Annotated in this window: 11 protein-coding genes and 1 pseudogene; 10 read left to right on the top strand and 2 right to left on the bottom strand. The window is 50.0% G+C overall.

The window, feature by feature from the left end; translation table 11 throughout:
- A pseudogene (locus Q0135_RS05210) lies at positions 1-338 on the top strand (hypothetical protein); the annotation flags it as partial.
- A gap of 175 nt (positions 339-513) precedes the next feature.
- On the opposite strand, the gene Q0135_RS05205 reads toward Q0135_RS05210, so the two are convergent.
- Positions 514-1,599, bottom strand: a complete 1,086-nt coding sequence (locus Q0135_RS05205) for a hypothetical protein (protein WP_297988875.1) — start codon at positions 1,597-1,599, stop codon at positions 514-516.
- 21 nt (positions 1,600-1,620) lie between these two features.
- Positions 1,621-4,467 (bottom strand): excinuclease ABC subunit UvrA, encoded by a 2,847-nt coding sequence (gene uvrA / locus Q0135_RS05200; RefSeq protein WP_297988874.1) that lies wholly within the window; start codon positions 4,465-4,467, stop codon positions 1,621-1,623.
- A 75-nt stretch (positions 4,468-4,542) separates the two neighbouring features.
- Here uvrA and Q0135_RS05195 point away from each other — a divergent pair, with 75 nt between their 5' ends.
- The 9 genes from Q0135_RS05195 to Q0135_RS05155 all read left to right on the top strand — a co-directional run bounded on the left by Q0135_RS05195 (position 4,543) and on the right by Q0135_RS05155 (position 11,258).
- The gene (locus Q0135_RS05195; RefSeq protein ID WP_297988872.1) at positions 4,543-5,703 is read left to right on the top strand and encodes a hypothetical protein; all 1,161 of its coding nucleotides are present in this window, start codon (positions 4,543-4,545) and stop codon (positions 5,701-5,703) included.
- 104 nt (positions 5,704-5,807) lie between these two features.
- Positions 5,808-6,287, top strand: a complete 480-nt coding sequence (locus tag Q0135_RS05190) for a hypothetical protein (protein ID WP_297988869.1) — start codon at positions 5,808-5,810, stop codon at positions 6,285-6,287.
- 73 nt (positions 6,288-6,360) lie between these two features.
- Positions 6,361-7,635: a spore photoproduct lyase family protein gene (locus Q0135_RS05185; RefSeq protein ID WP_297988866.1), complete on the top strand. Its 1,275-nt coding sequence runs from the start codon at positions 6,361-6,363 to the stop codon at positions 7,633-7,635.
- A gap of 42 nt (positions 7,636-7,677) precedes the next feature.
- On the top strand, positions 7,678-7,950 hold the full coding sequence (locus tag Q0135_RS05180) for a hypothetical protein (protein WP_297988863.1): 273 nt from the start codon (positions 7,678-7,680) through the stop codon (positions 7,948-7,950).
- A 50-nt stretch (positions 7,951-8,000) separates the two neighbouring features.
- Positions 8,001-8,669 carry an SDR family oxidoreductase gene (locus tag Q0135_RS05175; RefSeq protein WP_297988862.1) on the top strand — a complete coding sequence of 223 codons (669 nt, stop codon included), beginning with the start codon at positions 8,001-8,003 and terminating at the stop codon, positions 8,667-8,669.
- Positions 8,656-9,141 carry a hypothetical protein gene (locus Q0135_RS05170; protein WP_297988861.1) on the top strand — a complete coding sequence of 162 codons (486 nt, stop codon included), beginning with the start codon at positions 8,656-8,658 and terminating at the stop codon, positions 9,139-9,141. Before Q0135_RS05175 ends, Q0135_RS05170 begins: the two co-directional genes overlap by 14 nt.
- The gene (locus Q0135_RS05165) at positions 9,128-9,667 is read left to right on the top strand and encodes a hypothetical protein (RefSeq protein WP_297988859.1); all 540 of its coding nucleotides are present in this window, start codon (positions 9,128-9,130) and stop codon (positions 9,665-9,667) included. The genes Q0135_RS05170 and Q0135_RS05165 overlap by 14 nt, the downstream gene beginning before the upstream one ends.
- An 87-nt stretch (positions 9,668-9,754) precedes the next feature.
- Entirely contained in the window at positions 9,755-10,267 is a 513-nt protein-coding gene (locus Q0135_RS05160) for a hypothetical protein (RefSeq protein WP_297988857.1), read from the top strand.
- Positions 10,254-11,258 (top strand): hypothetical protein, encoded by a 1,005-nt coding sequence (locus Q0135_RS05155; RefSeq protein ID WP_297988856.1) that lies wholly within the window; start codon positions 10,254-10,256, stop codon positions 11,256-11,258. The genes Q0135_RS05160 and Q0135_RS05155 overlap by 14 nt, the downstream gene beginning before the upstream one ends.
- The last annotated feature ends 147 nt before the right edge of the window (positions 11,259-11,405 follow it).

Genomic DNA, 11,405 nt, shown 5'->3' with positions numbered 1-11,405 from the left:
ATTCCTTCGCCGACGTTCAAGACGGAATCCGCCCGATGAACCTACAAGGCAGCGTCGTGCAAAGCGATGCGTGCAAAAACGGCAATGGCGCAATGTGTCTAAATTTTGCGGATTCTATGTATTCCAAGCACGACTATGCTTCTGCCGCCAACGCCTACAATGCCGCATGCACGCTCTCTCAGAATTTCCCTGCATGCCAAAAGCTTGCGGCGATGTTTGAAAAAGGTGAGGGCGTAGAGCAGAATAAATTTAACGCCATTGATCTATACCGCATCTCGTGCTATTACGGCTACAAGGATGCGTGCGCAAATATGCGCCGCTTAGGCTACAACGGCTAAGGCTTTGGGATTTAAATTTTAAAATTCTATTTTAGATTTACTCGCTACGAATGAGCTGCTTTCAAATTCCATTCCGCCGTATCAAGGGATGGAATTTGTTGCATGAAATTCTGTTATCTAGCCGCAATGGCTAAAATTTTCCTTGCCTTCTCAATTTGCTCTATAATATGCTCCTTTAAAATTTAAATTTTCTAAATTCTATCTTTTCGTTGAAAATCGACATCGTGCGCTGAAGATTGTTTATATCTTTTTGCATCGTTTGCATAAAATAATCTCTCAGCTGCAGATACTCCTCTTTATTCGCCATCAGAATATTTAGTATCTCGACCTCAGCATTTTCTTTATAAAGCACGAGCTGATCGTGAAGACCGAAAAAGCCGAGGCTACCGTTAAGCAGATGCATATAGGCTTTGGTAGTTAAAATGGAAAAGCAAAAAGTAAAAATTATCGCCACGCCATTGATCGGCTCTCCCGTCGTATAGCAGCCGAGTAAAAACCAAAGAACAAGAAAGACCTTTATATAAATAGGTATTTTTTGTTTCCAGCTCCATCTCCAATCAAAGCTTAAAGCCATAGCGCCGATTGTATTTATCTCGAACGTTTTACGAATCTTATTTTTATTGTAATATAAAATTTTATCGTTATAAAACACGAAGTATGCGCCGTCTCTATTCATAAAATTTGTTACGAATATTACCAAGACCAAAGGAAGGAGGCGAAACATTTTAATGTTTATGGGATTTACGATAGTGGCAAATGCAAGCGCTATTAACAATCCTACCATAGTAGGAATTATAGAGTATTTCATATAGTCATAATAAGTATGATCTTTGAGGATTAACGGATTTTTGTCGTAATCTCTAGCTTTGAAATTTTGTTGCAAGACGCCGCTGTCATCGTATATAAAATTTTGCTGCTCTATGTTGTTTACACAGGCGGAATTCTGATCCGCTTCGGCTTCTAAATTTAAAGCGTCAGGAGCGGAATTCGGTGCTTTAGAATTCAGAGATTCGAAATTCGGAGGTTCAGAATTCAGGATTTCAAAATTCGAGGCTTCGAAATTTAAGGTTCTAAAATTAGAAGCTTCAAAATTTGAGACTTCGGAATTCGAGATTTCGGAATTTTGAGCTTTGAAATTCGAGACTCCAAAATTCGATGTTCCAGAATTTTCGCCGTTAGAATTTTGTTCCAAGCCGCGCTTCGGCTCTTGATGTCGCTTTTGTAGTAGCCTTTTTAATTCCTCAAGCCTGCTTTGATCCATTCTTGCCCCCGATAAGGCGTTTTAACCTCGCTTATTTCTGCTCGTGCTTTTCATCTGTGCTAGCTCCTGCGCCAAAAATTCTCCCGTGTAGCTACCGGTCTTTTTAAAATCTTTCGCAAGCTTTTCTGGGGTGCCACAAGCAACGATCTGTCCGCCGCCCTCGCCGCCTTCGGGCCCCATATCGATGATGTAATCGCAGTTTTTGATGACGTCCAAATTGTGCTCGATCACAAAGACGGAATTTCCCAGATCGACCAAATGATGCAACACCGCTACCAGGCGATCTACGTCTGCAAAATGCAGCCCCGTCGTGGGCTCGTCCAGGATATATAGCGTGTTGCCCGTATCGGTGCGGCTTAGCTCCTTGGCGAGCTTGACGCGCTGTGCCTCGCCGCCGCTAAGCGTCGTGGCGGGCTGGCCTAGCGAAACGTAGCCGAGCCCAACGTCCGCGAGCGTCTTTAGCTTTTGATAAATTTTAGGCACGGCTTTGAAAAACTCGAGCGCCTCGTCGATACTCATCGCCAAAACGTCGGCTATGCTTTTGTTTTTGTATAAAATTTCAAGCGTCTGCGCGTTGTATCTCGTGCCGTGGCAGACGTCGCAAACGACGCTGATATCGGGTAGGAAGTGCATCTCGATCGTGATCTCGCCCTCGCCCGCGCATTTTTCGCAGCGCCCGCCCTTGACGTTGAAGCTGAAGCGGCCGATCTTGTATCCGCGCAGCTGTGCTTCCTTCGTCGCGGCGAAAAGCGCGCGGATCTCGTCCATCACCCCCGTGTAGGTCGCGGGATTGCTGCGCGGAGTGCGTCCGATCGGGGTTTGATCCAGATAGATCACTTTATCCAGGCTCTCAAGCCCCGAAATTTTAGCGTCTTTTACCGCGTGCACCTTTCTAGCGCGATTTAGCTCCTCAAGTGCCGTCGGCAGTATGGTTTGTAGCACCAAGGAGCTCTTGCCGCTGCCGCTAACGCCCGTGATGCCGACTAAATTTCGCAGCGGAAATTTTGCGCAAAGGCCGTGAATATTATTGATATTTACGTTTTTGATACTTAGCCAAAGCTCCTGCTTGCGGTGCTTTTGGTAGTTTATCTCCTTTTGGTTATTCAGATACAGCGCGGTTTGCGTATTGCTTTTAAGCAGATGCGCCACATCCCCTGCAAATACGACCTCGCCGCCTAGATTACCCGCCCCCGGGCCGATATCTACGACGAAGTCCGCCGCCTCGATCGTCTTTTTATCGTGCTCTACGACGATTACGGAATTTCCCTTTTCTTGCAAGCTTCGCAGCGTCTTGATGAGCTTTTGCGTATCGCGCTCGTGAAGCCCGATGCTAGGCTCGTCGAGCACATACATCACGCCACTAAGACCAGAGCCGATCTGGCTTGCGATACGGATACGCTGCGCCTCGCCGCCGCTAATGGTGCGCGCATCGCGCCCCAGCGTGAGATATCCAAGCCCCACGTCCTTTAAGAAAAACAGCCTTTCGTTGATCTCTTTTAGAATCGGCGCAGCGATCTGCGCGTCCTTTTCGCTTAAATTTGAAAACCGCTTCTCGTCGCTGAAAAATTCCACGCAGTCTGCGATACTCATATTTATCACGTCGCCGATGCCCTTATCTGCGACCTTTACGGCAAGGCTTTCCGGGCGCAGACGCAGTCCGCCGCAGTCGGGGCAGATTTTTTCGCTCATATAATCGTCTAGATCGCTTTCGTTTTTGAGCAGATCGTAGGCGTATTTGATCGCGCCCTCAAATTTACGCACGAGCTTATGCTTTTTCCAGTAAAAATCGATCTCTTTGACGCTGCCGTAGAGGATCAGCTTTTTTTGCTCCTCGCTTAAATTTGCATACGGGATTTTGACGTTTATGCCGTTTGCCTCGCAAAATCCGAGCAGAAATTTATAATAATAGCTCTTGTTAAATCCCGACATCACCTTGATCGCACCGCCCTCGATCGAGGCGTTTTCGTTGATGATCTTGCCCAGATCGAGGCTAAATTTTATCCCCAGCCCGTCGCAGCTCTCGCACGCGCCCTTTGGGGAATTGAAGCTAAACGCGAGCGGTTCGAGCGGCTTGAATGAAATTTTACAATCAAAGCACGCCATATGCTCGCTGTAGTGGATCAGGCTCTGCGCGAGCCCAAGCTCGGCGGCGTTTGCGATCTCCACCTCAAGCTCGCCGAAGCTGAGCTTGAGCGCCTTTTCGACGTCGCTTGCGATACGGATGGAATTTTCCTCGTCGATGATCGTGCGGTCGATGATGACCTTGATCGAGTGCTTTTTCGTCTTGCTCAGCTCGATCTCTTCATCCAGCCGCACCAGCACTCCGTCGATCTGAGCGCGCACGTAGCCCTGCTCGCGCAAGCTTTGCAGCATATCGGCGAAGCTGCCCTTTTTCTCGCGCACCAAGGGCGCGCCCAAGATCACCTTCGCGCCGTGCGGCAGCTTCATAATCTCGGCGATGATGTCGCTGGAACTCATCTTTGAGATCGGCTTGCCGCATTTGTGGCAGTGCTGCACCCCCACGCGCGCATAAAGCAGCCTCAGATAGTCGTAAATTTCAGTAATCGTGCCCACCGTCGAGCGCGGGTTTTTCGACGTCGTTTTTTGATCGATCGCGATCGCAGGCGTCAGACCGTCTATCTTATCGACGTCAGGCTTGCCTACGCGGTCTAAAAACTGCCTCGCGTAGCTGCTTAGGCTCTCGACGTATCTGCGCTGCCCCTCGGCATATAGCGTATCAAACGCCAGAGTGCTCTTGCCGCTGCCGCTAAGACCGGTAAAAACGACGAGTTTGTCCTTTGGAATTTGCAAATTTATATTTTTCAAATTGTGTTCGCGCGCGCCCGTGATGGTGATGAGATCGTTCATTTTCGCCCTTTTGTGCCAAATTAATCTTACATTATAGCTCAAATTGTTAAAATTGCGCTTTTGGAAGGGGCGGCGATGATACTAATCTGCACGGCTTTGCGCTGCGAAGCCCAAGCGATAATCGAGAGTTTTAAACTTACGCGCGGCGGCGATCTGTTCGCAGGCGAGCAGATGCTTCTATACATCTGCGGCGTGAGGTTTGGAGCTAAATTTGAAGCGGGCGCTGCAGGCGGCATAAAAACAGAATTTAAGAGCAAACCCGGCGCAGAATTTATTCGCCGTGCCGATACAGACGCAAAATTCGGGCGTGAGCTTCGCAAGGATCGACGCGGCGCGGACGTGAAATTTGAGCATCGTTTGGGCGCGGGCGCGCTCTGCGGCGTCGATGCAGAGGTCGGTTCTGCGCGAAATGCGGCTGAAAATTTTGAAATTTCAGATTTTGGCTTCACGCAGAATTCAGAGCGCTTAGGCGAAATTTTACTTTCGCGGCGCGTGGACTTTGCGCTAAACATAGGCGTCTGCGGCTGCGAGGATACAAATGTGCAAATCGGCGAGGCGTTTTACTTTGACGGTACGGCAGTGCAGGAATTTTGCGGCGAGGACGGATCGGAGCTTTACAGCTCGCGGGCGATGGGGCACAGCGCGCAGGCTCTAAAATTTCAAAACGTTTGCGAGCGGGAATTTTGCGGCGCGAGTTTGGACGGTAAGTTGCGGGCAAATTTAATCTGCGTGAGCGAGCCTAAAATTTTAAACGCAGCGGAGCAGGTGGACGCGGCAAATGGCGCAATGCTCAAGGCGTGCGGCGAGACAAACGCACAAGCCCCAACGCAAGGAACGAACGGCGCAGCAGATACAAAAAATTTCACGCGAGGCGCGTCTCAGACTGCCGCACAAAGCGCGACGCAGGTCGAGGCGCAAAATTTAGCGAGCGTAAAACCCTCACAAATCGCGGTAGGTGGGCACAGCATCGCGACGAATACCGCAACGCACGCAACACAAAATACGCCGTGCACGGCAAAAGATGCTACCTGTGGGTGTGCAAATCGCGACATCAGGCTTTATGATATGGAGAGTGCGCTTTTCGTGAACGCTTGCGAACGCGCGGGCGTGCCGTGGGCGATGATGAAGATCGTAAGCGATCATCTGCGCGGCGAGCGGCTTAGCAAAGGCTTCGTCTATGAGCTCGTAAAGGCGCGCCTGCCGCAAATCCGCGCCGCGATAAAGGGCAAAATTTAACTATGGATGCGTACGCAAAAAACCGAGCCGAGGGATGAAATTTTGGCTTCATACGCCAAATACGTCGCGAAATTTGAAGGTATTGCAAAGTCGCAGGAGAAACGATGAAAATAAAAGGCTCTTATCTATGTTTCGCCCTCTTGACGTGCGCGTGCGTCGCGGCCTGCGCGTATGCCGTGGCGGATATGTTCGCGGATCCGCCCTTGTTGGTCTTTTTAGCTCTTTTGCTAGTATTTTTCTGTATCGGGCTATGGCTAAAAGATGCCCTAATAGGTGTGCGCTACCTATTTTACTGCATCTGCGTGCAGCTACTTTTTGCGGCGACCATATTCGCCATTCATAAATTCCCCGCCATGGCGCAGTTTGTGCGCAGTGCCGAGATAGGCGTGGGCGGTGCGGGCATACCGCTAGGTATTGCTCTGCTCGTGCTGCCCGCGTTTTTCTGTGCCCTGCCGTATTACTACCGAACGGGCGTCAAAAAAATCCCGCAAAAGTTCGCACTCAGCGGAATTTTGATCCTAAATGTCGCTATTACGCTAGCTTACGCCTTCTATTTCGAGCGACTATTCTGCGGCGCGATCTGAAATTTCAACGATTTTCAGTGACGGCGCGCGAAATTTAAGTATAATTTGCAAAATTTAAACGAAGCGGAGCAAGATGACGGAGGCGAAAAAGGAGCTAGGCGCGCAGTTTGGCGTGAATCTGAGCGAGCGATCGAGCGCGTTTTTGGGCGCGCTATTTGATAAATTTCACTTTTCATTTCAGCAAAAAAAGCAGCTTGCGGAGTTCGCGAGCGATTTTGAGGCGTGGGACGAAGCTCCCGTTTATGAGCTGCTTACAAGCGAGCTGTGCGGGCTAAATTTTAATAAAGCCAAATTTAATAAAACAGGGAAAGTTCCAAGCGGCGAGCAAATTTTTAATTTCGTGCGCGAGGCCTGGCTTGAGCTTAAGTCGCGCCCGCATTCGTACGCGAGCTTCAAAAGCGATTACGCGCCGAAAAAATTTGAAATCTCCTCCTTTCGCGCAGACCGTATCGCTTTAGGCCGCTGTCCGGTCGCGAGCGAAAACACGCGCTGCTGCAATCTGCTGACGCTCGATGCGGTTAATTCGTGCGGTTTTGACTGCTCCTATTGCGCGATCGGCTCCTTTTACAAGCAGGGGAAAATCGGCTTTGACGAGAATTTTGCGGCAAATTTAGCGCGCCTGCGGCTCGATCCCGCGCGCAGCTACCACATCGGCACGGGGCAGAGCTCCGACTCGCTCATGTGGGGCGATCGCTTCGGCATTTTAAGCGCGCTAACGGACTTCGCGGCGCGGCATCAAAACGTGATTTTGGAGCTTAAAAGCAAGTCGAACAATATTAAGTTTTTCCTGCAGCGCGAGATCCCGCGCAATCTCATCGTCACCTTTTCGCTAAATACGCCCGCGATCATAGCGAACGAGGAGCATCTAAGCGCGAGCTTGGATGCGCGGCTGGCGGCGGCAGAAGCGCTTGCGGCGCGCGGCATTTTGGTGGGCTTTCACCTCCACCCGATGGTTTGGTACGAAGGGTGGCAAAGCGATTATGGCGCGCTTTTTGAGCGGCTGCTGCGCAGCTTTGATCCAAGCGGCGTCGCGATGATCTCGCTCGGCACGCTTACCTTCATCAAGCCCGTCGTAAAAAAGCTGCGCTCGCGCGGGCTGCGGAGCAAAATTCTGCAGATGCCCCTTGTGGACGCGAACGGCAAGCTGTCCTACCCGCTGCAGATCAAGCGCGAGCTTTTTAAATTTGCCGCGGACGCGCTCTCGCCGTGGCGCGAGCGGGTGTTTTTCTACCTCTGCATGGAGGATGCGGGCCTGTGGCGCGAGGTTTTGGGACACGAGTACGAAAGCAATGACGCGTTTGAGGAGGCGATGAAGGCGGCGTATTTTGCGAAGATAAGGCAGCGCTAGACGCGCTGTTTGCCGCAGATGTCGCGGCCTGTGCTGGCTCGCATGCGGCGCCGAGGATACGGCGCGAAATTTGCGGCGAGCGAGCGGTTAAAATTTAGCGCCGTATCCGGCTTTATAAAATTAAATTTTATAAATCGTGCGGGGGCGGGCACAGCAAGCGGCGATGAAATTTTACAAAACGCTCGCGCAGCAAACGTCCGCGGGCTAAATTTAAAATTTTACCCGGCAAAGTCGCGGCGCAGTTTAAATAATCCGCGTAAATTTAGCGGCAAACGCGGCGAGCAAAGAAAATTTAGCGCAGCAAAATTTACATGACGCTCTAAATTTAACGCGCCGAAGCGGCATAAAAATTTAAAGGAGAAAAGATGAAAGCATTGATCACGGGCGCAAGCGGCGGTATCGGCAGCGCGGTTGCGAAGCTTCTGCGGCAAAACGGCTATGAAATTTTAACGCTAGCCTCGCGCTTCGAAGATCTGGACGCGCTAGCGAAGGAGTGCCGCGCGCTGGCTGCGGCGCAAGGTATTGACGCGCTGATTTTATGCGCGGGCACGGCGAAATTTGCGCCGCTTGAAGCGATGAGCGAGAGTGAAATTTTAAAAATTTTAAACGTAAATCTTGCTGCAAACATCATCATCACGCGCACGCTTTTGCCGAATTTAAAACGCAACCGTGCCCACATCATCGGCATTAGCTCGATCGAGGCGCTACGAGCGAGCCGATTTAGCGCGGTTTATAGCGCGAGTAAGGCGGGGCTGCGGGCGTTTCTGCTCTGCCTTTTCGAGGAGGCGCGCAAGCAGATCAGAGTAAGCTGCATCAATCCGGACATCACCAAAACGCCCTTTTACGAGGATTTGAGCTTTGAGCCTGCAGATGATGAGGCAAGCTTCGTGGATGCGGGGGAGATTGCAAATTTTACGCTGCAAATTCTGCGCACGAAGTCCAACGTGAGCGAGTTTACGATCCGCCCGCAAATCGTAAATCTGCGGAAAAAATCAAAATTTAATCGCGAAGGGGGCGAACTTGAAAATCGGTAAAAGTCATGTTTTTGTGCTAGCTGTGACGCTTCTTATTATTTATGCCGCGTTTATAAGCGGTAGCGGCGGGTATTGTAGCGCGAGAGAATTTTTTTCAGGCAGGCATGATGAGGAAGATGACGCTTGCATCGCCAAGCTGATAAAGCGAGCGGACGCGGGTAATATATATGCGGCAAATCGGCTAAGATATCCGCACGAGGCGTATATGAAGCGTGTGTGCGAAAAGGGAGTGGAAAGCTTGGGTGAGCGCGAAAGATATTATTTTGAGCTCTACATCCAAAATCGCTGCGAAGCTTGGGGCTTTAAAACGCCCAAGTCACAAGGCGGCGAGGCAGGTACGACGAGCGGCGAAGCGAACGCAACGAACGGCGAGGGAAATTTAACGCGCAAAGGTATGGATACAATCCACAATGCAACAGGCGTGATCAAACGCGATATAAATTCTACGGGAGGATTAGATGCCGGGCGATAAAGCGAAATTGAAAGCTAGTAAAAGTCAAATTTTTTTGTTAATCGTAGGAGTTGTTATTCTGTGTGCCCTATATATAAACAGCAGTGGCGCGTATTGCAACATTTGGGAATCTTTTTTAAACAACAAGGGCGAAGAGGATGATGCCTGTATAGCCAAGCTGATAAAGCGCGCGGATGCCGGCGATGACCATGCGGTAAATCGGCTAATGTATCCGAGCCAGACATATATCAAGCGCACATGCGAAAAGGGGGTAGAAAACTTGAGCGAGCGCGAGAGATATTATTTCCAAGGCTTTAGTGGAGATCGCTGCGAGATTTGGGGCTTTAAAACGCTCAAATCAAAAGACGGCGAAGCAAATACGACGAGCGGCGGTAATTTAGTGCGAGGTGATATGAACGCGACGGACGGCGAGAGAAATTTAACGCGTGCCGAGGCAAACAACGGCGAATCCGACACTATGGGCAACAAGGCGAGCTCGATAAAGTGCGAAGGAAATTCTACGGAAGAGCAAAATGCTGGGCGATAAGATTAGCCTTGAGGACAATATCGTAAATTTATGTCGTTGGTCAAATTTATGAAAAAATGAGTTAAAATTTATTACTCAAGGAAAAACATGGTAAAAAAGAGATCTTTAAAAATAAAAGGAAGCATATCGATCGCCATAATCCTGCTTTGGGTTTATTTTTTGATTACGACGCTGGGCGGCGATAGATACTGCGGCATATGGGATTATATCGCAAATAGTGAAGAGGATGACGCCTGCATCGCTAGGCTAATAAAGCGCGCAGACGCAGGTAGTGAATTGGCGCTCAATCGGCTTAGATACCCTAGCAAGGCGTATATCAAGCGCGTATGCGAAAGGGGAGTGGAAAACTTAGGTGAGCGAGAAAGATATTATTTCGAGCGTTTAGGTGTAGATCGTTGCGAAGCTCCAAATTTTAAAGGCGGCGAAACAAATACGACGAGCGGCGGCGGTAATTTAGCGCGAGACGATACGAACGCAACGGACGGCGGAAATTTAACGCGCGTCGAGGCAAACAACGGCGAATCCGACACTATGGGCAACAAGGCGAGCTCGATAAAGCACGAAGGAAATTCTACGGAAGAGCAAAATGCTGGGCGATGAAAATTTAGAAAAATTTTTCTCAAAAATCGACGCAGCGGAGTTTGGAATTTCGGCGGGCTCAAAGCTCGCTTCAAAAAATCATAAACTTGCAGGAAGCGCGAGAGACAGGAATAAGGACAAGCCCTTAAAATCACAAGACGACGTGGAATTTTGCGGCGGACAGTCATATTTTAGCGGCGCGCAGCAAGATGAAATTTTAAAATTTAATGCCAAGCCGCCGTTTGACGCCGAGCAAGCACATTTAAAATTTAACGTCCGTCCATCGCAGGCAGGGCTAAGTGCCCATCCGCCGCAGGCGCAGTTTAATGCAGAGCGAGCGCAGGCAAAGATCGAAAATTTCATGCGCGATCTGCTGCAAAATAACATCCTTTGCGTAAGCGGCGCGGAATTCGCCTTCGCGGAGATCGAGGCGTATTTTACGGGCGCGGATCGAAACACCTACAAGCGCACGTCGCGGGCGGGCGAGATATTTTTTCACAATTTCGGCTTTGACATTTCGTTTCGCAGCGTCCCGCAAAGCGGCGGCGGGATTTTGGTGCGAAGCCTGCGCGTCATAAGCGGCGCAGAGCTTTTGGCGGGCGGCTTACCGGGTTCGACGGCCTACTTGCCTGGCTCGGCAGACAACTTGCACGGCTTGGCGGAGAGCGGTCCGCTCGGCTCTGCCGCCACGCTTATACAAAATGGCGATTTTATCGCGGGTCCGCGCAAATGCATGGGTAAAATTTTAAATCTGCAAACGCGAAATTTAAATTTTTCGCTACGGCGTGTGCCGCAAATAGCGCGTGCAGCGGGCTTTAGCAACCGAATCCGACGAGGTGAGATCGTAAATGAAGCGAATCTGGACGCAAATATGCCAAGCGGTGCAGCGGGTGCGGCGAAGCTTGCGAATGAGCCGCGTAGGCTTACTAGCGAGGAGTTTGAGGTATATTTGAGCGTAGGCTGCGCGGCGGCGAAAACATATAAAAAATCGCTGCAAAGATATGAGGACTAAATTTTGATCAAACGGCGCATAGCGGGCGAGCGGTAAAATTTAATGAGCTTTAAGCGGTGGCGCTATAAAATGGCGCGTCTATCAAATTTAAAGGCGGCAAATGGATCAAAGTAGGCTTGAGGAATTAAAAAGGCCTCTACAAAAGCG

This window comes from uncultured Campylobacter sp. (assembly GCF_937981295.1).
Lineage (GTDB): Bacteria > Campylobacterota > Campylobacteria > Campylobacterales > Campylobacteraceae > Campylobacter_B.
This window is presented reverse-complemented; position numbering and strand designations above follow the sequence as displayed.